This is a genomic window from Rhodanobacter sp. UC4448_H15 (assembly GCF_052978265.1).
The window spans coordinates 3,721,619-3,742,625 of sequence record NZ_CM129665.1; the positions used below are offsets into that span (position 1 = coordinate 3,721,619).

Here is a 21,007-nt window from a genome sequence, read left to right on the forward strand (position 1 = left end):
ACGAAAGAGCTGCAAGAAGGAGCCGAAGGCGACTGGCGTGCGCGCTTTTGACTTTCGTCGCGCTCAACCGGCCATCGGCCCCGAGCCCATCACCCCTCGATCACCGCCACGATGTCGTCTTCCTTCAGGAACACGAGCTCTTCGCCGTCGATCTTGATTTCCTGGCCGGCATACTTGCCGAACAGCACCGTGTCGCCTTCCTTCAGCGACATCGGGCGAACCTTGCCGTCGGCCATGATCAGGCCGGTGCCGGCGGCGACGACCTTGCCGCGGGTGGGCTTCTCGGTGGCGCTGTCGGGGATGACGATGCCGCCGGCGGAAACGCGCTCTTCTTCGAGACGCTTGACGATGACGCGGTCATGCAACGGACGCAGTTTGCTCATGGAAGGACTCCGATGTCGTTTGAGGTGGAACAAGGCTTTCAAGACCCCGATCCGGCGATCTTGTTAGCACTCGTGGTAGATGAGTGCCAATTCTAGCGACACAAACTGCCGCTGCAAGACGTTCGGACCGGGAACGTACAGCTAATTGGGTGGATGGGTGCAGGTTTCAAGGGGCGGGCGTCGAGCCCGAGGCAGGGGTGCGCGCGGCGGCTCCGCCGGTTAGGCTGGCCGGCATGCCTGACACCGTCCTGCTCTGCTACTGCACCTGCCCCGACCGAGACAGCGCCGGGCGCATCGCCCGGGCGCTGGTCGACGAGCGGCTGGCCGCCTGCGTCAGCGGGATCGCTGCGGTGCGTTCCACCTACCGCTGGCAGGAAGCGGTGCACACCGACACCGAGGAACTGCTGCTGATCAAGACCACCGCCGCCCGCCTGCCGGCGCTGGAACGTCGCGTGCTGGAACTGCATCCTTACGAGGTGCCGGAGTTGATCGCGGTGCCGGTGGCCGATGGCCATGCCGCCTACCTCGACTGGGTGCGCGAGCACAGCCGGGACTGAAGTCCGGCGCGACCAAATGAAGCACGCCGCGGCGCAGCGAACCGGCTGCGCCATAATGAACCGCTGCCCGCGCGCGGGCCCCATGTTTTCCGGAGTCATGATGCGATCGTTGTCCGCCGGCCCGATGTTTGCCCGCCTGCTGCTGGGCGTGGGCCTGCTGCTGGCCGGCCTGCCCGCGTTGGCGCAGGACACCGACGCTCTGCTGCCGGTGACCGAGGCCTACCAGCTCAGCGCCGACGCCGGCACTCCCGGCGTGCTCAAGCTGCACTGGAAGGTCGCGCCGGACTACTACCTCTATCGCGGCCGCATGAAGTTCAAGGCCGGCGACGGCGTCACCCTGGGCCAGGCGCAACTGCCCGAGGGCAGGAAATACCACGATGAATACCTGGGCGACGTGGAGACCTACCACCACGACATCGACGCCAGCATTCCCTACACCGTCGCCACAGGCACCACGCGGCTGAAGCTCAGCGTGCAGTACCAGGGCTGCCACGAGGTCGACCCGAAGATCTGTTACCCGCCGCATACCGAACAACTGGACCTGGCGCTGCCGACCGCCACCGCACCGACCGCACCCGCGGGCTCGCTGGGCGCGGCACTGGACCAGCTCGGCCGCGGCGGACAGAGCGCCGCCACCGGCGTGACGCGGGCGCCGCTGCCGCCCGAGCAGGCGTTCCGCTTCGAGGCACTGGCGCAGAGCCCGCAGCAACTGCTGCTGCGCTGGACCATGCCGGCGGGCTATTACCTGTATCGCGACCACACCACGCTCAAGCTGAGGAAGGCCGACGGCGTGCAGCTGGGGACGCCCGCGTGGCCGGCCGGCGTGCGGCATCAGGACCCGCAGTTCGGCGAGGTCACGGTGTACTTCGACCAGGTCGAAGTGCCGGTGGCGCTCGAAGGCGTACCCGCCAGGTCCGGACCGCTGACGCTGGAGGCGACCTTCCAGGGTTGTCAGGACGGCGGCCTGTGCTACCCGTTGATGACGCGCACGGTGCAACTCGACCCGGGCAGCGGCACGGTCGCCACCGGCATGCCGACCAGCGCCGCCAGGGAGCTGCCGCCGGCCACCAACGGCGGCCCGCTGCGCACCAGCCTGTTCGCCGCACTGGCGTTGGCGCTGGGCGGCGGGCTGATCCTCAACCTGATGCCGTGCGTGTTGCCGGTATTGTCGATCAAGGCGGTCGGCGTGCTGGAGAGCGGCGAAAACCCCGCCACGCGGCGCAGCCATGCCTTGTTCTATACCGCCGGCGTGCTGTGCAGTTTCGCCGCGCTGGGGTTGGGCATCCTCGCCCTGCGCAGCGCCGGTCACGCACTGGGCTGGGGTACGCAGCTGCAGCAGCCGGTGGTGGTCGGCGTGCTGGCCTGCGTGATGCTGGCGGTGGGCCTGTCGATGTCCGGCGTGGTGCAGTTCGGCGCCTCGCTGGGCAATACCGGCGCCGGGCTGGCGCGGCGCGCCGGTCCGGCCGGCGACTTCTTCACCGGCGTGCTGGCGGTGGTGGTGGCCAGCCCCTGCACCGCGCCCTTCATGGGCGGCGCGCTGGCCTATGCGTTCACCGCGCCGATGCTGTCGGCGCTGCTGGTGTTCCTGATGCTGGGCATCGGCCTGGCGTTGCCGTTCCTGGCCATCGGCTTCGTGCCCGCGGTGGCGCGATGGTTGCCGAAGCCCGGGCGCTGGATGGAAACGCTGAAGCAGGTGCTGGCCTTCCCGATGTACCTCACCGCCGCCTGGCTGGTCTGGGTGCTGGCCAACCAGCGCGGCGCCGACGCGGTGGGCCTGGTGCTGGTGGCGATGGTGCTGCTGGCGATGACCTTGTGGTGGTTCGAGCGCAGCCGTTCGCGCGGCGTGGTCAGCAAGCTGGCGGTGGCCGTGCTGGCGGTCGCCACGCTGGTGCCGATGAGCCTGCTCAGCCAGGTGCCGCCGCCAACCGCAGCCCGCATGGCCGACGGCGTGGTGCCCTATTCCGCGGAGAAGCTGGCCGCGCTGCGCGAAGCGGGCACGCCGGTGTTCGTGGACATGACCGCCGACTGGTGCGTGACCTGCAAGGCCAACGAGCACACGGTGCTCGACACCGCGCGCTTCCGCGACCTGCTGCAGCGCACCGGCGCGGTCTACATGAAGGGCGACTGGACCGACGTGAACCCGGCGATCAGCGCCTTCCTGGCCGAGTACCACTCGCCGGGCGTGCCGCTGTACGTGGTGTTCCCGAAGGATGGCGGTCCCGGCCGGCAGCTGTCGACCGTGCTGACCGCCTCGATGGTCGAACGGGCGTTGACCGACGCGGCGCGCTGATGCTCGACCGCACCTCCGGCCTGATCCTGCTGCTCGCCGCGCTGGCCGCCCTGCTCGGCGGCGGGCTGGCCCAATACCGACACCATCGCGCGACAGCCTCCGTTCCGGTCGCCGCGCCGGCCGTGTCGGCGATGGTCGGCAAGCCGCTGCCGGCGCTGACGCTGGCGGATCTGGACGGGCGCATGCACGCGCTGACGGCGTACCGCGGGCGCCGCCTGCTCATCAATTTCTGGGCCAGCTGGTGCGGCCCGTGTCTGCAGGAAATGCCCGCGCTCGACGAAGCCCAACGCAAGTTCGCCGATAATGGGGTGATCGTGCTGGGAATCGCCATGGATCAGCCCGACCACGTTCGTGCTTTTCTGGCCAGGCAACCGGTGAGTTACCCGATCTTGCTGGGCAATATGGAGGCACCGAGCACATCCCTGCAATTGGGCGATGAGGCCGAAATCCTGCCATTCAGCGTGCTGATCGGCGCCGATGGACACATTATCGCGACTCACGCCGGCATTCTTTCGCCGCAGCTGCTGACCCAGTGGTTGGCGCCGCAGCAAGGTGCTCCCTGAGTTCGGCCAAACATACGCCAGCGCAGGGCAATCCCTGCGGGTTCTCCGTTGAACATCGCCGATCTGCCGCGAACTGGACAACATCGCCCGACGCGCGCACACTGCGCCGGGTTCCGGGGCCTCCGGACGCAAGCTGGGTGGTTTCGTGGCGAAGATCCTGGTCCTGCACGGACCCAACCTCAACCTGCTGGGTGCACGCGAGCCGCAGATCTACGGCCGCGAAACGCTGGCCGGGATCAACCAGAGCCTGGCCGATCGGGCGCAGGCGGCCGGCCACGAATTGCAGTGGTTCCAGTCCAATGCCGAGCATGAGCTGATTGCGCGCGTGCACCAGGCGCGCGACGACCGCACCGCCCTGATCCTGTGCAATGCCGGCGCCTTCACCCATACCAGCATCGCGCTGCGCGACGCGTTTGCGGCGGTGGCCATCCCGTTCATCGAAGTGCACCTGTCCAACGTGTTCGCGCGCGAGCCGTTCCGCCACCACTCGTATCTGTCGGATCTGGCGCTCGGCGTGATCTGCGGCTTCGGCAGCGCCAGCTACGCACTGGCGCTGGACGCGGCGATCCAGCGGCTGCAGGCGCAGCCTGCCGCCGACGCCTGACCGGCGGCACCCTCTTTCCCCTTCCAGCCGCCTCCACGGCGGCATGACTGACCAAAGGCTGATCCGATGGATTTGCGCAAAATCAAGAAGCTGATCGACTTGCTCGAGGAATCCAACCTCGCCGAACTGGAGATCAAGGAGGGCGAGGAAGTCGTGCGTCTGTCGCGCGTGCCCAAGGGCACCGCACCGGTCGCGGCCGCCGCGCCGGTGGTCGCCGCCGCGCCTGCCGTGGCCGCCGCCCCGGTGGCTGCTGCGCCCGCCGCCGCTTCCGAAGCGCCGCCCGCCGACGCCCTGCCGGCCGGCCACGTGGTCAAGGCGCCGATGGTCGGCACCTTCTACGCCTCCGCCTCGCCCGGCGCCCCCGCCTTCGTCAAGGTCGGCCAGCAGGTCAAGGCCGGCGACACCCTGGGCGTGATCGAGGCGATGAAGATGTTCAACCAGATCGAAGCCGAAGTCGCCGGCACCGTACAGGCCATCCTGATCGAGAACGGCCAGCCCGTGGAATTCGACGAACCGATGTTCGTGATTGCGTGATTCGGCGGGGGATACGGAACGGGGAACGGTGGATGGGGAAGAGCCGGCCGCTACGGCATTGCGCTCATCGTCATCCACCGCTCCCCGCTCCCGTCCCCTGCTCCTTCGGAGCTTCCCATGCTAGAAAAAGTCGTCATAGCCAATCGCGGTGAGATCGCGCTGCGCGTGCTGCGCGCGTGCCACAGCCTTGGCATCAAGACGGTCGCGGTGCACTCCACCGTGGACCGCAACCTGAAACACGTCGGCCTGGCCGACGAGGCGATCTGCATCGGCCCGGGGCCGTCGGCGGACAGCTACCTCAACATCCCGCGCATCATCGCCGCAGCGGAGATCACCGACGCCCAGGCCATCCATCCGGGCTACGGCTTCCTTTCCGAGCGCGCCGACTTCGCCGAGCAGGTGGAGCAGTCCGGCTTCATCTTCATCGGACCGACCGCCGACGTGATCCGCCTGATGGGCGACAAGGTCGAGGCGATCCGCGCGATGAAGGCGGCCGGCGTGCCCTGCGTGCCCGGCTCCGGTGGTCCGCTGACCGAGGATGTCGACGCCAGCATCAAGATCGCGCGCGAGATCGGCTACCCGGTGATCATCAAGGCCGCCGGCGGCGGCGGCGGCCGCGGCATGCGCGTGGTGCGCACCGAGGCGCACCTGGGCAACTCCATCGTGATGACCAAGCAGGAGGCCAAGGCGGCCTTCGGCAACGATCAGGTCTACATGGAGAAGTTCCTGGAGAACCCGCGCCACGTGGAGATCCAGGTGCTGGCCGATGGCCAGGGCCACGCCATCTATCTCGGCGAACGCGACTGCTCGATGCAGCGCCGCCACCAGAAGGTGGTCGAGGAAGCGCCGGCGCCGGGCATCACGCCCGAGCTGCGCGCGCAGATCGGCAAGGTCTGCGTCGACGCCTGCCTGCGCATCGGCTACCGCGGCGCCGGCACGTTCGAGTTCCTGTTCGAGAACGGCCGCTTCTACTTCATCGAGATGAACACCCGCATCCAGGTCGAGCACCCGGTGACCGAATTCATCACCGGCGTGGACCTGGTGCGCGAGCAGTTGCTGATCGCCGGCGGCCAGCCGTTGTCGATCCGGCAGGAAGACGTGCACATCACCGGCCATGCCATCGAGTGCCGCATCAACGCCGAGGACCCGGACACCTTCATGCCCAGCCCCGGCACGGTGAAGCGCTTCGAGGCGCCGGGCGGCCCCGGCGTGCGCGTGGACACCCACCTCTACGACGGCTACAGAATCCCGCCGAACTACGATTCGATGATCGGCAAGCTGATCGTCCACGGCCCGGATCGCAAGACCGCCATCGCGCGCATGCAGCTGGCGCTGGCCGAAACGGTCATCGAAGGCGTCAAGTGCAACATCCCGCTGCAGCAGCGGATCATGGCCGACGTCGGCTTCCAGCACGGCAGCCAGAATATCCATTACCTGGAAAAACGCATGGCCGAACAGAAGGAAAAGGCTGCCGCCGGTGCGGCAGAGAAGTGAGTGAAGAGCAGTTGAGGAGTGAGAGAAGGCCGGCGCGCCCGTGCTTCTCTCCACCTTTGACACACTCGCCAAGCCTCGCCCTTCTCTCGTTCCTCACTCCTCTTCACTCACTCCTCGCCTCATGCCCTTCCTCGAACTCTCCCTGATCATCCGCACCGAACAGCAGCCGCGCGTGGAAGAGGCGCTGGAGGATCTGGGCGCGTTGTCGATCACCCTGCGCGATGCCGACGCCGAGACGCCGGACGAGCAGGCGATCTTCGAGCCGGGCGTGGGCGAGTTGCCGCTGTGGCCGACGATCACGCTGGATGCGCTGTTCGACGAGCACGCCGACCGGCGCGGCATTGCCGCGGCACTGGGCGACCTGTTGCCATGGCTGGAACCGGATCAGCTGAGCTTCCGCGACGTCGCCGACCAGGACTGGGAGCGCGCGTGGATGGACCAGTTCAAGCCGATGGCGTTCGGCCACCGGTTGTGGATCTATCCGTGGAACATCGAGCCGCCCGTCGATGACGGCAACATCGGCCGCTCCGATGCCTCCATGCGCGTCGTCGTGCGGCTCGACCCGGGCCTCGCCTTCGGCAGCGGCACCCACCCGACCACCGCGCTGTGCCTGGAATGGCTGGACGGGCTCGACCTGCACGGCAGGACGATCACCGATTACGGCTGCGGCTCCGGCATCCTGGCCATCGCTGCGCTGAAGCTCGGCGCCGCTGCCGCAATCGGCATCGACAACGATCCGCAGGCACTCACGGCCTCGGCCGACAACGCCGCGCGCAACGGCGTGGCCGATCGCCTGACGCTGTTCCTGCCGGAAGATCGCCCCGACGGCGCCACCGACGTGTTCGTCGCCAATATCCTCGCCGGGCCGCTCGATTTGCTGGCGCCGACCTTCGCGGCCGCGGCAAAACCCGGCGCGCCCTTCGCGATCTCCGGCATCCTCGCCGGCCAGCAGGACGAGTTGCTGACGCGCTACGCGGAATGGTTCGAGGACTTGCGCGCAGACCTTCGCGACGACTGGGTGCGCATCAGCGGGCGTCGTCGCCGCTGACGCCGCCGCTGCATCCGCATGCTCCGGACAGCCTGTTAAGCTTGGGCGATACCGGTTGAAGCGGCGACGCATGTATACCCAATGCCCCGAATGCCTGTCCGTGTTTTCGCTGGATGCACAGACACTGGCGAAGGCTCACGGTCACGTGGTGTGCGGGCATTGCAACGCCAGCTTCGGCAGCCTGGCCACGCTCACCGAGCAATTGCCGCCCGAGCCGTTCGTCGAACTGGCCGTCAACGAGCCCGCGCTGGAACCGCCGCTGCTGGACCTGGTGGTCTATCGGCCGCAACCCGAGCCGGTGGTGGTGGCGACCGAACAGCCGGCCAGCGCGCCGCCCGAGGATTTTTCGCAACTGGTGTTCACGCCGCGCTTCGCCCGCCAGTCGCGCGGCCGCGCGGGCAAGCGCACGCGCGGGAAAGCCCATCGCCTGCGCGCCGCCTCGGGCGAGCGCAACTGGCCGTGGATACTTGCCTGCGGCGTGCTGACACTGCTGTTGCTCGCGCAACTGGGGTGGGCCAAGCGCGACGCCCTGATCCGCGATCCCACCGTAGGCGGCTGGTTGCGCAGCAGTTGTGCCGTGCTGCACTGCCGGCTGCCGCTGGTGGCCGCGCCGGCACGCCTGCGCCTGCTCGCCAGCAACGTGCAGGCGCACCCCAGCGTGCCGAACGCGCTGATGATCAGCGCCAGCGTGCGCAACGACGCCAGCTTCGCGCAGCCCTATCCGGTGGTGACGGTGACGCTGTCCGACGCGCAAGGCCAGCGACTGGCCATGCGCCGGCTGCAGCCGACGGAGTACCTCGACGACCCTGCGACCTTGCGTCGCGGCCTGGCGCCCGGTGCCGTGGCGGTGTTGCTGCTGGAGGTCAAGGACCCCGGCGACCAGGCCGTCGCGTTCGAGTTCGGCTTCGAGTGAAGCGTGCAGCGCCCCATGGGCAACGACGCCTCGGCTGAACGGATCAGGGTCTCCCGCGCTTGTCGAGGGACTTAAAATCGACCGCGCACAAGGGTAGACTCAAGCGCTCGCACCGAGTGCCCGCCGGCACTCGATCCATGCTGCGAATGCACCAACCGACACCAGAGAACGCAGCGGCCCTCGCAGCCGCCGCACCGCATGCGAGGGAAAGTATCCGTGAATGCCGCCAGACTGCCTGCCGCCGAGGCTGCCGTATCGACCTCGTCGCAAGCTGCGCTTGCGCACGGCTCCGGCAGCGCACTGAGTGAGTGCGTCAGCCGCACGGTGCGACGCTATCTGGCCGACATCGGCGACACCGAATGTGCCGAGGGCCTGCACGCGCTGGTGCTGCACGAAGTCGAAGTGCCGCTGCTGCGCGAGGTGCTGGCCTTCCACGGCGGCAACCAGAGCCGCGCCGCCGTGGCGCTGGGCATCAATCGCGCCACGCTGCGCAAGAAGCTGGCGGCGCACGGGTTGCTTTGAGGCCGCTGACGCGGGATGGGGGATTGGCAACAACCCAGATCACCGCCCGGCCCGCCACTGCAACCACGAATTTTCCATCCCTGATCCCGGAGCCATCATGTCCGTCCCTGCCGTCGTTCCCGTTCGCCGCGCGCTGCTCAGCGTTTCCGACAAGACGGGGTTGGTCGAGTTGGCGCGGCGGCTGGCGGCGAAGGGGGTGGAACTGCTTTCCACCGGCGGCTCGGCGCGCACGCTGCGCGAGGCGGGCATCGCGGTTACCGAGGTCAGCGACGTCACCGGCTTCCCCGAGATCATGGACGGCCGCGTGAAGACGCTGCACCCGAAGGTGCACGGCGCACTGCTCGGCCGGCGCGGCACCGACGATGCGGTGATGGCCGAACTCGGCATCGCGCCGATCGACCTGCTGGTGCTGAACCTCTACCCGTTCGAGGCCACGGTGGCAAAGCCCGACTGCACGCTGGAGCAGGCGATCGAGAACATCGACATCGGCGGTCCGGCGATGCTGCGCTCGGCGGCGAAGAACTGGAACGACGTGGCCGTGCTGACCTCGCCCGCGCAGTACGACGCGGCGCTGGAGGAGATCGAGGCGCAAGGCGGCCTGACTCGCGCGACGCGCTTCAAGCTGGCGGTGGCCGCGTTCAACGACGTGTCCAGCTATGACGGCGCGATCAGCGATTACCTGTCCGCGCTGCAACTCAACGACGCCCAGGACGCCATCGCCGGCCACGACATGTTCCCCGGCCAGGTCAACGGCCGCTTCGTCAAACTGATGGACCTGCGCTACGGCGAGAACCCGCACCAGAGCGCCGCGTTCTACCGCGACCTGTATCCGGCGCCGGGCACGCTGGCCACCTTCCGCCAGCTGCAGGGCAAGGAGTTGTCGTTCAACAACATCGCCGACGCCGACGCCGCGTGGGAATGCGTGCGCAGCTTCGTCAAGCCGGCCTGCGTGATCGTCAAGCACGCCAACCCCTGCGGCGTGGCGGTGAGCCTGGACGGCATCGGCAAGGCGTATGATCTGGCCTTCCAGACCGATCCCACCTCGGCCTTCGGCGGCATCATCGCGTTCAACCGCGAAGTCGACGGCGCTACCGCGAAGGCGATCGTCGAGCGCCAGTTCGTCGAGGTGGTGCTGGCGCCGGCCTACGCGGATGACGCGCTGAAGGCATTCCACAAGAAAGGCAACGTGCGCGTGCTGGTGATCCCGCTGCCGACGCACGGCGAACTGCGTGATGCCCACCCCGGCATGCACTCCAAGCGCGTCGGTTCGGGCCTGCTGCTGCAGAGCGCCGACACCGGCATGATCACCGCGGCGGACCTGAAAGTGGTCACCTGCAAGGCGCCCACCGAAGCGCAGATCCACGACCTCATCTTCGCCTGGAAGGTGGCCAAGTTCGTCAAGTCCAACGCCATCGTCTATGCGAAGAATCGCCAGACCATCGGCGTCGGTGCCGGCCAGATGAGCCGCGTCTACAGTGCGAAGATCGCCGGCATCAAGGCCGCCGACGAGAAGCTCGAAGTGCGCGGCTCGGTGATGGCCAGCGACGCGTTCTTTCCGTTCCGCGACGGCATCGACGCGGCGGCCGAGGCGGGCATCGCCGCGGTGATCCAGCCCGGCGGCTCGATGCGCGATGGCGAAGTGATCGCCGCCGCCGACGAACACGACATCGCGATGGTGTTCACCGGCATGCGCCATTTCCGCCACTGAGCGCACGTCCCGCAGGAGCCCGCTCGCGGGCGATGCTTTTCCCGGGGATTCGCAAAGGCAGGAGCATAGCCCGCGAGCGGGCTCCTGCACGTCGCGTAGTAATGTCACGCCGCAGCATCGGATATCCCGCTGCGGAGGCTGCCATGCGCTACGAACTGTATTACTGGAGCGGCATCCAGGGCCGCGGTGAATTCGTGCGGTTGGCGCTGGAGGATGCCGGCGCCGATTACGTCGACGTGGCGCGCGAGGAAGGCGACGATGCCATCGTGCGCTACCTCGACGGCGCGCACGAAGGCGCGTTGCCGTTCGCGCCGCCGTTTCTCAAGGCCGGTCGGCTGGTGATCGCGCAGACCGCGAACATCCTGCAATACCTGGGCCCGCCACTGTCGCTGCTGCCGCAAGGCACCAGCGTGCGGCGCTACGCCCACCAGCTGCAATTGACCATCGCCGACCTCGTGGCAGAAGTGCACGACGCGCACCACCCCATCGCCAGCGGCCTTTACTACGAAGACCAGCGCGAGGAAGCCCGCCGCAGGGCCGGCGACCTGCGCACGCAGCGGCTGCCGAAGTTTCTCCACTACTTCGAGCAGGTGCTGGAGCGCGGCGGTGGCCGCCACGCCCTGCGCCGGCACTCCTGCGTCGACCTGTCGCTGTTCCAGCTGATGAGCGGCCTGAACTATGCGTTTCCCCGCACGATGCAACGCCTGCACGCCGGCCTGCCGTTGCTGCACGCGCTGCACGCCAACGTGACCCAGCGCCCGCGTATCGCGGCCTACCTGGCGTCCACGCGGCGCGTACCGTTCAATGAAAGCGGCATCTTCCGCCACTACCCGGAGCTGGACGACCCGGCCTGAGCGGCCGCGCCGTCATCGAGGTTCAGCGACTGCTGCTGGAAGCCGGCGCGCCGGTGTCGTCGGACGACTCGGCCGGCGGGCGGCTCTTGCCCCATTCCAGCACCTTGTACAGCGCGGGCGTGGCGCGTCGCTGGCCGTGTTCGTCCACCAGCCGGCCCTGCGGGTCGACCATGTAGGTCTGCTGCAGGCCGTGCCTGGGCGTGACCACCACCATGTAGACGCGACCGTTGCGGCTGTATTCCTGCACCGTGTTTTCGCCCTGCTGACGGATCTGCACTTCGGGCTCGTCGGCGGGACGGCCCATGCGGCTGTCGCCGCTCTTCATCGCCGGCAGGGTGAGCGGACGCAGATCGGGTTTCGGCGCGCTCGCGGGCGGTGCCGCGGACGTGGCCGGCGGCGGGTTTGCCTGCACGCCGGGATCGTTCATGCCGGGCGGCGGCAAGGCCGGACCGGGGGCGGCCGTCTGGGCGTGCACTGCCGCGGCGAACAGCGCGGTCGACAGCAAGGTGGCGACAACAACCGGCACGGCAGGGATTTTCATGGTGGCAACCTCGATGGGGAGGGCAGCATAGCAGCGCACCCGCGGCGCTTCCGTGAAACGCGACATTTCGCCGTGCATGCGAGAATCGCGCCCATGCCCAAGCTCATCCTCATCGACGGTTCGTCCTATCTCTACCGCGCGTTCCACGCGCTGCCGCCGCTCTCCAACGCGCGCGGCGAGCCCACCGGTGCGCTGTTCGGCGTGGTCAACATGCTGCGCGCCACGCTGAAGGCAAAGCCCGATTACCTGGCCTTCGTCAGCGACGCGCCCGGGCCGACCTTCCGCGATGCGTTGTACGACCAGTACAAGGCGAACCGGCCGCCGATGCCGGACGACCTGCGCGCGCAGGTTGCGCCGATGCTGGCCATCGTCGCTGCGCTGGGCTTTCCGATCCTGCGCGTGGACGGCGTCGAGGCCGACGACGTGATCGGCACGCTGGCGGTGCAGGCGCGCGCGCTCGGCATCGAGGTGGAAGTGTCCACCAGCGACAAGGACATGGCGCAGCTGGTCGGACCGCAGGTCACCCTGGTCAACACCATGACCGGCACGGTGATGGACGATGCCGGCGTGATGGCCAAGTTCGGCGTGCGGCCGGACCAGATCATCGACTTTCTCACGCTCACCGGCGACGCCATCGACAACATTCCCGGCGTGCCCAAGTGCGGGCCCAAGACCGCCGCCAAATGGCTGGCCGAGTTCGATTCGCTGGATGGCGTGATGGCCAATGCCGACAAGGTCGGCGGCAAGATCGGCGAGAGCCTGCGCGCCACGCTGCCGCAACTGCCGCTGTCGCGCGAACTGGTGACGATCAAGACCGACGTGGCACTGGAGTTCGGCCCCACCGACCTGGCGCAGCGCGAGCCCGATGTCGAACAGTTGCGCGAGCTGTACACGCGCTACGAGTTCAAGGCGGCGTTGAAGGAGCTGGATGGAACGGCGGAACCTGCAGGAGCGCACCCCGTGCGCGAAGCTCTTCCGGCGCGGGACGAAGGGCATCGCGCACAGGGTGCGCTCCTGCAAGGGCCGGGCGAATACGAACTGGTCATCACCCGGCCGGCCTTCGATGCGTGGCTGGAAAAGCTTCGCAGCGCCGAACTGATCGCCTTCGATACGGAAACCACCAGCATCGACGCGATGCGTGCGGACATCGTCGGCATCAGTTTCGCGGTGGAGCCGGGCAAGGCCTGCTACATCCCGCTCGGCCACGACTATCCGGGCGCGCCGCCGCAGCTCGATCGTGGCGAGGTGCTGCGCGCGCTCAAGCCGATCTTCGAGGATGCCGCGCGGCCCAAGCTCGGCCAGCACGCGAAGTACGACATCAACATCCTGTCGCATTACGGCATCACGGTGCAGGGCGTGAAGCATGATTCGATGCTGGAATCCTACGTGTGGAACGCCACCGCCACACGCCACGACATGGATTCGCTGGCGAAGAAATACCTCGGCTACGAGACCGTGAAATACGAGCAGGTCGCCGGCAAGGGGGCCAAGCAGATTTCCTTCTCGCAGGTGGACCTGGACACTGCCTGCCGCTACGCCGCCGAGGATGCCGACATCACCCTGCGCCTGCACCATGCGCTATGGCCCAGGCTGCAGGGCGTGCCCTCGCTGCAACGCGTGTACGAGGAGATCGAGATTCCGCTGGTGCCGGTGCTGGCCGGGATGGAGCGCCGCGGCGTCCTGATCGACGGCGACGCGCTGCGCGCGCAGAGCCAGCAGCTGGGCAAGCGCATGCTGGAGCTGCAGCAGCAATCGCACGCGCTGGCCGGGCGTGAGTTCAATCTCGATTCACCCAGGCAGCTGCAGGCGGTGCTGTTCGACGAACTGGGCCTGGAAGCGAAACTCAAGACGCCGACCGGCCAGCCCTCGACCAACGAGGAAGCGCTGGAGGCGATTGCCGAGACGCACGAACTGCCGCGGTTGATCCTGGACTACCGCGGCCTGGCCAAGCTGCGCAGCACCTACACCGACAAGCTGTCCGGCATCGTCAACCCGCGCACCGGCCGCGTGCACACCAGCTACCACCAGGGCTCGGTGGCGACCGGGCGGATCTCCTCCTCCGACCCCAACCTGCAGAACATCCCGGTGCGCACCGAGGAAGGCCGGCGCATCCGCCAGGCGTTCATCGCGCCGCCGGGGTGGAAGGTGATGGCGGCGGACTACTCGCAGATCGAACTGCGCATCATGGCCCACCTGTCCGGCGACGAAGGCCTGCTGCGCGCGTTCCACTCCGGTGGCGACGTGCATCGCGCCACCGCGGCCGAAGTGTTCGGCGTGGCGCCGGAAGACATCACCACCAACCAGCGCCGCGCGGCCAAGGCGATCAATTTCGGCCTGATGTACGGCATGAGCGCGTTCGGCCTGGCCCGCCAGCTCGGCGTGGACCGCGGCGAGGCCAGCGACTACATGGGCCGCTATTTCTCGCGCTACCCCGGCGTGCGCGCTTTCATGGAAGCCACCCGCGAGCGGGCCCACCGCGACGGCTACGTGGAGACCCTGTTCGGCCGCCGGCTGTACCTGGAAAACCTCACCGCACGCAACGCCGGCCTGCGCCAGGGCGCCGAACGCGCCGCGGTGAACGCGCCGATGCAGGGCACCGCGGCGGACATCATCAAGCGCGCGATGATCACCGTGGCGGCGTGGCTGGCCGAACGCGACGACGCCCACATGCTGATGCAGGTGCACGACGAACTGGTGTTCGAGGTGCGCGCCGACGCCGTCGAGGAGGTCCGCCGCGCGGTGTCGGAGCGGATGTCCGGTGCGGCGGAACTGTCCGTGCCGCTGCTGGTCGATGTCGGCGTGGGCGCCAACTGGGACGAGGCACACTGACGCCGGCCGGAGGTTAATTTTCCATGAGAATGAATCGCAGTTGAATTTCTGCGCGAGCCTTGCAACTTTCCCGGCGCGGCCGCATCTAATCCTTCGGATGCACGCAACGGCATCCGCGGCCAGCCCACCTCCCTGGGCGGCCACAGTCGCGAACCTCTCCCCTGGGTTTTCGCGTCTGCCCCGGCCCCGAAGGTTCCCCCTAACCTTCGGGGCCTTTTTTTGCCTCACCGGCGTGTACATTCCGTGCACGAACGATTGCGGCATACTCGATCCACCATCATCACGGGGAATACCATGCGTGCAGGCTTGATCGTCATTGGCATCATTCTCGTCGCCGCGGGCATCTGGGTGGTCGCCGGACATGCCTTCTACCAGGACACCGACACGCTGGTGCAGGTCGGCTCGGCCAAGCTCACCGCCACGCACGACAAGGGCGTGCCGCAGTGGATCGGCATCGTCGGGATCGTCGTCGGCGGCCTGCTCGCCCTCGGCGGCTTCATGCAGAAGCGCTGAAGCGCATCGACCCGCCAACGAAAACCGCCGCGCTTCGCGGCGGTTTTCGTTGGCGGCCACTACAATGGGCGAGATGGATGTCTCGTACCTGATCGATCCGCTGAACGAAGCCCAGCGCGAAGCCGTCTGCGCCCCACCCGGGCACTACCTCGTGCTGGCCGGAGCCGGCTCCGGCAAGACCCGCGTGCTGACCCACCGCATCGGCTGGCTGATGCAGGCCGAAGGCGTGCCGCCGTGGGCAATCCTCGCCGTCACCTTCACCAACAAGGCCGCCGGCGAAATGCGCGCGCGGCTGGCCTCGCTGATCCCCGGTGGCACCCAGGGGCTGACCGTTGGCACCTTCCACGGCATCGCCCACCGCCTGTTGCGCCGGCACTGGCGCGAGGCGGGCCTCCCCGAGACGTTCCAGATCCTGGATTCCGACGACCAGCAGCGGCTGGTCAAGCGCGTGGTGGCCGGGCTGGGGCTGGACGAGGCGAAGTTCCCGCCGCGCCAGGCCTGCTGGCAGATCAACCAGTGGAAGGACGAGGGCAAGCGGCCGGACAGCATCGAGCATCGCGACCACCCGGTAACGCGCGCTTTCGTCAACATCTACACGGCCTATGAGGAAGCCTGTCGTCGCGCCGGCCTGGTGGACTTCGCCGAACTGCTGCTGCGCGCGCACGAACTGTGGCTGAAAAACCCCGCCGTGCTGGAGCACTACCAGCAACGCTGGCGCCATCTGCTGATCGACGAGTTCCAGGACACCAACACGCTGCAGTATGCGTGGGTGCGCGTCCTGTCGGGTGCGAACCAAGGAATCGGGAATAGGGAATCGGGAATAGGGAGAGCTGACGGCGCCGCGGCGACCGGGGATGCTCCTATTCCCTATTCCCCATTCCCTATTCCCGCGAAAACCGGTCAGGTTTTCGCAGTAGGCGACGACGACCAGTCCATCTACGGCTGGCGCGGTGCCAAGGTCGAGAACATGCAGCAGTTCCTGCGCGATTTTCCCGGTGCGCGCACGATCAAGCTGGAACAGAACTACCGCTCCACCTCGACCATCCTGCAGGCGGCCAACCACATCATCCAGCGCAACGGCAGCCGCCTCGGCAAGCAGCTGTGGACGGCCGGCGAGGACGGCGAGCGCATCGCGCTGTATGCCGCCTACAACGAGCAGGACGAGGCGCGCTTCGTGGTCGAGCGCATCCGCGAGTACATCGACGAGCACGGCAGTGCGCAGGATTGCGCGATCCTCTATCGCTCCAACGCACAGTCGCGCAACTTCGAGGAGCAGCTCGTCCAGCGCCGCATCGGCTATCGCGTCTACGGCGGCCAGCGCTTCTTCGACCGCGCCGAAGTGAAGGACGCGCTGGCCTACCTGCGCCTCAGCGCCAACCGCCACGACGATGCCGCGTTCGAGCGCGCGGTGAACACCCCGCCGCGCGGCATCGGCGAGCGCACGCTCGACGTGCTGCGCCGGCGCGCGCGGCGCGACAACGTCTCGATGTGGGAAGCGGCGCTGATCGAACTGGGCAGCGGCAACGAGCTGGCCGGCCGCGCGAAGAATGCGGTGAAGGCATTCCTGGCCTTGATCGACCAGATGGCGCACGACTCTCAGGGTACGAGATCACCGGAAGGCGCCGCTCCGCCCGTACCCTCACCCCCGGCCCCTCTCCCGGAGGGAGAGGGGAACCATTCCCTGTCCCTGGCCGAACAGATCGACCATGCCATCACCCACACCGGCCTGCGCGACTATTACGAGAAGGACAGCCGCGGCAACGCCGAGGCGCGGGTGGAGAACCTGGACGAGCTGATCAATGTGGCCAGCCGCTTCGAGCGCTCGGCGGAGGATATCGACGCGGGCCTGAGCGAGCTCAACGCGTTCCTCTCCAACGCCGCGCTGGAGGCCGGCGAAAGCCAGGGTGCCGAAGGCGAGGACTGCGTGCAGCTGATGACCCTGCATTCGGCCAAGGGGCTGGAGTTTCCGGTGGTGTTCCTGGTCGGCATGGAAGAAGGCCTGTTCCCCAGCCAGCGCTCGGTGAACGACGAGGGCCGGCTGGAGGAAGAGCGCCGGCTCGCCTACGTCGGCATCACCCGTGCGCGCCAGCGGCTGATCGTCAGCCACGCCGAGTCGCGTCGCATGCACGGTGCCGAGATGCTGACCCGCCCGTCGCGCTTCCTCGCCGAAATGCCGCCCGAACTGATCGACGAAGTGCGCCCGCGCGTGCACGTGACCCGGCCGCTGTACACCGGTCGCGCGCGCGAGACGTCGCCCTCCCTGGACGAGTCGCTGCCGGTGAAACTCGGCCAGCGCGTGAGCCATCCCAGCTTCGGCGAAGGCGTGGTGCTCAGCGCCGAGGGCAGCGGCGCGCACACCCGCCTGCAGGTCAACTTCGAAGGGGTGGGCAGCAAGTGGCTGGTGGCGGCCTACGCCAATCTCACCGCGCTGTAACCGCGTACGGGGCAGGAGCCGCAAGGCAAGCCGCGCGATGCAATTGCCGCGGCGGCATGCCACTATCTGCAGCGGGGCCGCGTCCGCGAGCATTCACGGGGGATACTCGGATGGCCGCCCGCAGCCAGGGAAATCCATGTCCAGTTCGCAAGGCGTGAGCCGCCGGATCGGCGGCAAGGGAAGGAACTTCGCGCGGTGGGCGCTGTGCATCGGCATCGGTTGGGGCGGCTTCACCGGCAGCCACGCCGCGACGCTCGATCCGGCCATGCTGCCCCGCATCGAAGCGGCCACGTTCGAGGTCGTGCAGGCCAAGCCCGTCGACGATCCGCTGAGTTACGAGAAGCCGTTGCCGCTGGACCTGCTGCCGTTCCAGGAACGCACCGACAAGTACCACTCGATCGGCACGGCGTTCGCGATCGGCCCCAACCGCTATGTCACCGCCGGCCACGTGCTGCTGGCCGGCGCGGGCAGCCTGTGGGGCGCACCTGAATTGCGCGATTCGCAAGGCCATGTCTACGCCATCGACAAGATCGAGCAGTACTCGCTGCGCAAGGACTTCGTGGTGTTCTCGCTGGCCTCGCCGCCGTCGGTCAAGCCGCTGCCGGTGGACACCCGACCGGCACTGAACCAGGTCGTGTATGCGGTGGGCAACGCGCTGGGCACCGGCATCGTGATCCGCGACGGCCTGTACACCTCCAACACGCCGGAACAGCAGGACGGCAGCTGGAACTGGATGCGCTTTTCCGCCGCCGCCTCACCGGGCAACAGCGGCGGCCCGCTGCTGGACAGGAACGGCAAGCTCATCGGCGTGGTGCTGGCGAAATCGGCGAACGAGAACCTCAACTACGCGCTGCCGATCAGCGAGGTGCTGAACGCCCCGGCGCACCAGGCGATCATCGACTCGCGCCTGGTCTATCAGCTGGACATCTTCCAGGCCGTCGAGAACGGCACGTTCAAGGCGCAGTTCGCGCTGCCGCTGGGCCTGGACGCGTTCTACCGCGCCTTCCTCGATCGCGCGAACGCCAACGCCGACACAATGCTGAAAACCCTGCTCGCCAGGGAATCCGCCAATCTGTTTCCCGATGGCCCGGGCTCGCTGCGCCTGCTGCACCAGCGCACCAAGCTCAACGCGTTCCCGTCGTTGATCATGCGCGGTGCGGAAGGCGAATGGAGCCGCGTGGGCGAGGCTTCCAGTCATTACACGCTGAGCGGCAACGGCTACGTGGACGCCGGCGCGATCGGTCGCAACGGCCTGTTTCATCTGCGCCGCCCCGACGGTTTCGACGCGGAAACCTATTACCGCGATGCACGTGCGCGCATGGACCTGCTGGCGCAGACCGGCATGTTCCGGCGCGCGGTGGCCGGCGAGAACATCAAGATCACCTCCTTCGGCAAGCCCGTGCAGGAATCGGTGCACGAGGATCGCTGGGGCCGGCCGTGGCATGTGTCGGTATGGGCGTTGCCATATGCCAACGCGCTGGGCGTGGTGTATTCGCTGCCGGTGCCTGACGGCAGCGTGATGCTGACCCGGATGACGTCGCCGGCAAGCCTGCACGACACCCGGCTGGACATGGACCAGCTCAGCGGCTTCATCCACGCGACCTACGAGGGCACGCTTGCGCAGTGGACCGGCTACCTGAAGAACGCGAAGCTGAAACCGGCCGTCTTCAAGGACATCCGCATCGACTTCGACTACGGCCACCGCTTCAGTTATGCGTCGCCGCGGGTGGCTTTCTCCTACGGCCCCGAGGTGCAGGAGATCACCCCCGACAACATGCTGTGGCTTGGCTTCCGCTTCTTTCTTTCCGACGGCAAGCCGGTATGGGACGTGGGCATCGTCAATGTGTGGAAGGACTCCACCTCCGACAACCAGGAAAACGTCGACATCCAGCGCTACATGGCACCGCCACCGAACCTGGACAAGGACATGAGCAGCCGCTGGCAGCAACTGGTGCAGCGCCAGTTTCCGTTCAACGCGGTGGCGCGCCCCGAGAACGGCCTGATGAAGATCGACGCCGTCGCCACGCCAGCGCCGGGCGACGGCAAACCGTCGGTGCTGTACACCGCTTTCTACGGCGTCGCCGGCACTTCTTCGCAGGCCCGCATGAAACACCAGCTCGACCTGCTGATGAAGAACCTGCGCATCAAGGAACGCTGAGGCTGCCCGCGCGCGTCGCGCGGGTCAGCGCCTGGCCGGGGCCGGTTCGCGCAGCAGCTCCATGACCGCATCGGCCACCGCCTGCGGCTGATCCATCTCGATGTCGTGCGAGCTGTCGGCCACCTGGCGCAGCGTGCCGCGGGTCGAGCTGGCCGTGATGCGCTGCTGCGTCGCCTCGCGCGCGGCCTCCAGCGGCTTGCGCATGGCTTCCGGCGCATCCGCGTAGGTGCCCGAAGCCTGCAGCACCAGCAGCGGCATGTCGCCGTGCGATTCGCTTGCCGGCACCGGCGCGGCGAACACCGACGCGTTCTGCGCCAGCTCCGAGCGCAAGGTATGCCAGAACGCCGGACGCAGCTTGCGCGCACGGTCGGCGGCCGCCACCGCCGCGCTCTGCCACGGCAGCGGTCCGCCGACGCACTGCGCCAGCGCCGGCGGCGGCTGGCCCAGCACGCCCCGCTCGGCGCCCTGCTCGCAGCTGGCGATGAAGGCGTCGCGCTGCGTCGTCAGCGCAGCTTCGTCCTTCGTCCACGATGCCGGCAGGAAACGCGCCTGGCCCTGTGCCGGCGGATCGACCAGCACCATCCCGGCAACGTCGTCCGGATGCTCGCTGGCATAGCGGCGCACGATGTTGCTGCCCAGCGAATGACCCACCAGCAGAAGCGGTGTGTGCAGGCCGGCGGCGCGGATCAGCGCATGCAGGTCGGCGACGTCGGCGGCAAGATCGCGCGGCAACGGGCCCTCGTCGCTGAAGCCGTAGCCGGCGCGGTCATAGGCACACACGCGCGCATGCGTTTCCAGCAACGGCTGCACGCGGAACCAGCTCTGCGAATCGGCATGCGCCCCGGCCTCCAGCAATACGGTCACCGGCCCGCTGCCGCTGCAGCGCAGGTTGAGGCTGCGCCCGTGATCGATGGCGATGCGCTGGCCGGGCCTGGCGTAGCTGTCCGGCGTGGTCGCTGGCGCCGGCGGAGCCGCCGTCGCGGCGGTTGCAATGAACAGTCCGCTGCAGGCCAGGCCAAGAAGTCCCGCGTGTCGATGTTTCATGTGCTGATCCGGTTCGAG

The 21,007-nt window shown here is 67.9% G+C and carries 18 protein-coding genes; 15 read left to right on the forward strand and 3 right to left on the reverse strand.

Annotated elements, in window-relative coordinates; translation table 11 throughout:
* Positions 1 to 89: 89 nt before the first annotated feature.
* On the reverse strand, positions 90 to 383 hold the full coding sequence (locus ACVCMI_RS17045; RefSeq protein WP_395120292.1) for a co-chaperone GroES: 294 nt from the start codon (positions 381 to 383) through the stop codon (positions 90 to 92).
* 233 nt (positions 384 to 616) lie between these two features.
* Here ACVCMI_RS17045 and cutA point away from each other — a divergent pair, with 233 nt between their 5' ends.
* The 11 genes from cutA to ACVCMI_RS17100 all read left to right on the forward strand — a co-directional run bounded on the left by cutA (position 617) and on the right by ACVCMI_RS17100 (position 11,470).
* The gene (cutA, locus tag ACVCMI_RS17050; RefSeq protein ID WP_447097990.1) at positions 617 to 940 is read left to right on the forward strand and encodes a divalent-cation tolerance protein CutA; all 324 of its coding nucleotides are present in this window, start codon (positions 617 to 619) and stop codon (positions 938 to 940) included.
* Between the two features lie 100 nt (positions 941 to 1,040).
* Positions 1,041 to 3,230 (forward strand): protein-disulfide reductase DsbD family protein, encoded by a 2,190-nt coding sequence (locus ACVCMI_RS17055; RefSeq protein ID WP_447097989.1) that lies wholly within the window; start codon positions 1,041 to 1,043, stop codon positions 3,228 to 3,230.
* Positions 3,230 to 3,793: a TlpA family protein disulfide reductase gene (locus ACVCMI_RS17060; protein WP_447097988.1), complete on the forward strand. Its 564-nt coding sequence runs from the start codon at positions 3,230 to 3,232 to the stop codon at positions 3,791 to 3,793. The genes ACVCMI_RS17055 and ACVCMI_RS17060 overlap by 1 nt, the downstream gene beginning before the upstream one ends.
* Before the next feature lie 145 nt (positions 3,794 to 3,938).
* Positions 3,939 to 4,397 (forward strand): type II 3-dehydroquinate dehydratase, encoded by a 459-nt coding sequence (gene aroQ, locus ACVCMI_RS17065; protein ID WP_447097987.1) that lies wholly within the window; start codon positions 3,939 to 3,941, stop codon positions 4,395 to 4,397.
* A gap of 66 nt (positions 4,398 to 4,463) precedes the next feature.
* Positions 4,464 to 4,931, forward strand: a complete 468-nt coding sequence (accB, locus tag ACVCMI_RS17070) for an acetyl-CoA carboxylase biotin carboxyl carrier protein (RefSeq protein WP_447097986.1) — start codon at positions 4,464 to 4,466, stop codon at positions 4,929 to 4,931.
* Between the two features lie 117 nt (positions 4,932 to 5,048).
* Positions 5,049 to 6,425 carry an acetyl-CoA carboxylase biotin carboxylase subunit gene (accC, locus tag ACVCMI_RS17075; protein ID WP_395120297.1) on the forward strand — a complete coding sequence of 459 codons (1,377 nt, stop codon included), beginning with the start codon at positions 5,049 to 5,051 and terminating at the stop codon, positions 6,423 to 6,425.
* Positions 6,426 to 6,546: 121 nt separating this feature from the next.
* Entirely contained in the window at positions 6,547 to 7,473 is a 927-nt protein-coding gene (gene prmA, locus ACVCMI_RS17080) for a 50S ribosomal protein L11 methyltransferase (RefSeq protein WP_447097985.1), read from the forward strand.
* Positions 7,474 to 7,543: 70 nt separating this feature from the next.
* The gene (locus ACVCMI_RS17085) at positions 7,544 to 8,386 is read left to right on the forward strand and encodes a zinc-ribbon and DUF3426 domain-containing protein (RefSeq protein WP_395120299.1); all 843 of its coding nucleotides are present in this window, start codon (positions 7,544 to 7,546) and stop codon (positions 8,384 to 8,386) included.
* Between the two features lie 216 nt (positions 8,387 to 8,602).
* Positions 8,603 to 8,908, forward strand: a complete 306-nt coding sequence (locus tag ACVCMI_RS17090) for a helix-turn-helix domain-containing protein (RefSeq protein ID WP_395120301.1) — start codon at positions 8,603 to 8,605, stop codon at positions 8,906 to 8,908.
* 97 nt (positions 8,909 to 9,005) lie between these two features.
* Positions 9,006 to 10,616: a bifunctional phosphoribosylaminoimidazolecarboxamide formyltransferase/IMP cyclohydrolase gene (gene purH / locus ACVCMI_RS17095; RefSeq protein ID WP_447097984.1), complete on the forward strand. Its 1,611-nt coding sequence runs from the start codon at positions 9,006 to 9,008 to the stop codon at positions 10,614 to 10,616.
* A 143-nt stretch (positions 10,617 to 10,759) separates the two neighbouring features.
* Entirely contained in the window at positions 10,760 to 11,470 is a 711-nt protein-coding gene (locus tag ACVCMI_RS17100) for a glutathione S-transferase (RefSeq protein ID WP_395120303.1), read from the forward strand.
* Between the two features lie 22 nt (positions 11,471 to 11,492).
* On the opposite strand, the gene ACVCMI_RS17105 is transcribed toward ACVCMI_RS17100, so the two are convergent.
* Positions 11,493 to 12,011, reverse strand: a complete 519-nt coding sequence (locus ACVCMI_RS17105) for a DUF2782 domain-containing protein (RefSeq protein ID WP_447097983.1) — start codon at positions 12,009 to 12,011, stop codon at positions 11,493 to 11,495.
* Between the two features lie 93 nt (positions 12,012 to 12,104).
* Here ACVCMI_RS17105 and polA point away from each other — a divergent pair, with 93 nt between their 5' ends.
* From polA to ACVCMI_RS17125, 4 genes are all read left to right on the forward strand, one after another.
* On the forward strand, positions 12,105 to 14,840 hold the full coding sequence (gene polA, locus ACVCMI_RS17110) for a DNA polymerase I (protein ID WP_447097982.1): 2,736 nt from the start codon (positions 12,105 to 12,107) through the stop codon (positions 14,838 to 14,840).
* Between the two features lie 294 nt (positions 14,841 to 15,134).
* Positions 15,135 to 15,353 (forward strand): hypothetical protein, encoded by a 219-nt coding sequence (locus tag ACVCMI_RS17115; RefSeq protein ID WP_395120306.1) that lies wholly within the window; start codon positions 15,135 to 15,137, stop codon positions 15,351 to 15,353.
* Positions 15,354 to 15,426: 73 nt separating this feature from the next.
* Positions 15,427 to 17,787 (forward strand): 3'-5' exonuclease, encoded by a 2,361-nt coding sequence (locus ACVCMI_RS17120; RefSeq protein WP_447097981.1) that lies wholly within the window; start codon positions 15,427 to 15,429, stop codon positions 17,785 to 17,787.
* A gap of 136 nt (positions 17,788 to 17,923) precedes the next feature.
* Complete coding sequence (locus ACVCMI_RS17125; protein WP_447097980.1) at positions 17,924 to 19,945, forward strand: trypsin-like peptidase domain-containing protein; 2,022 nt, start codon at positions 17,924 to 17,926, stop codon at positions 19,943 to 19,945.
* Between the two features lie 24 nt (positions 19,946 to 19,969).
* Here the strand turns inward: ACVCMI_RS17125 and ACVCMI_RS17130 are convergent, their stop codons facing one another.
* Complete coding sequence (locus tag ACVCMI_RS17130) at positions 19,970 to 20,989, reverse strand: alpha/beta fold hydrolase (RefSeq protein WP_447097979.1); 1,020 nt, start codon at positions 20,987 to 20,989, stop codon at positions 19,970 to 19,972.
* Positions 20,990 to 21,007 lie beyond the last annotated feature (18 nt).

Bases quoted from the DNA above. Each gene is read 5' to 3' on its own strand.
- ACVCMI_RS17105 (WP_447097983.1), bottom strand. From the start codon at position 12,011: ATGAAAATCCCTGCCGTGCCGGTTGTTGTCGCCACCTTGCTGTCGACC.
- ACVCMI_RS17055 (WP_447097989.1), top strand. From the start codon at position 1,041: ATGCGATCGTTGTCCGCCGGCCCGATGTTTGCCCGCCTGCTGCTGGGC.
- ACVCMI_RS17125 (WP_447097980.1), top strand. From the start codon at position 17,924: ATGTCCAGTTCGCAAGGCGTGAGCCGCCGGATCGGCGGCAAGGGAAGG.
- ACVCMI_RS17130 (WP_447097979.1), bottom strand. From the start codon at position 20,989: ATGAAACATCGACACGCGGGACTTCTTGGCCTGGCCTGCAGCGGACTG.
- cutA (WP_447097990.1), top strand. From the start codon at position 617: ATGCCTGACACCGTCCTGCTCTGCTACTGCACCTGCCCCGACCGAGAC.
- purH (WP_447097984.1), top strand. From the start codon at position 9,006: ATGTCCGTCCCTGCCGTCGTTCCCGTTCGCCGCGCGCTGCTCAGCGTT.
- polA (WP_447097982.1), top strand. From the start codon at position 12,105: ATGCCCAAGCTCATCCTCATCGACGGTTCGTCCTATCTCTACCGCGCG.
- ACVCMI_RS17045 (WP_395120292.1), bottom strand. From the start codon at position 383: ATGAGCAAACTGCGTCCGTTGCATGACCGCGTCATCGTCAAGCGTCTC.
- ACVCMI_RS17115 (WP_395120306.1), top strand. From the start codon at position 15,135: ATGCGTGCAGGCTTGATCGTCATTGGCATCATTCTCGTCGCCGCGGGC.
- accC (WP_395120297.1), top strand. From the start codon at position 5,049: ATGCTAGAAAAAGTCGTCATAGCCAATCGCGGTGAGATCGCGCTGCGC.
- ACVCMI_RS17085 (WP_395120299.1), top strand. From the start codon at position 7,544: ATGTATACCCAATGCCCCGAATGCCTGTCCGTGTTTTCGCTGGATGCA.
- ACVCMI_RS17060 (WP_447097988.1), top strand. From the start codon at position 3,230: ATGCTCGACCGCACCTCCGGCCTGATCCTGCTGCTCGCCGCGCTGGCC.
- ACVCMI_RS17120 (WP_447097981.1), top strand. From the start codon at position 15,427: ATGGATGTCTCGTACCTGATCGATCCGCTGAACGAAGCCCAGCGCGAA.
- prmA (WP_447097985.1), top strand. From the start codon at position 6,547: ATGCCCTTCCTCGAACTCTCCCTGATCATCCGCACCGAACAGCAGCCG.
- accB (WP_447097986.1), top strand. From the start codon at position 4,464: ATGGATTTGCGCAAAATCAAGAAGCTGATCGACTTGCTCGAGGAATCC.
- ACVCMI_RS17100 (WP_395120303.1), top strand. From the start codon at position 10,760: ATGCGCTACGAACTGTATTACTGGAGCGGCATCCAGGGCCGCGGTGAA.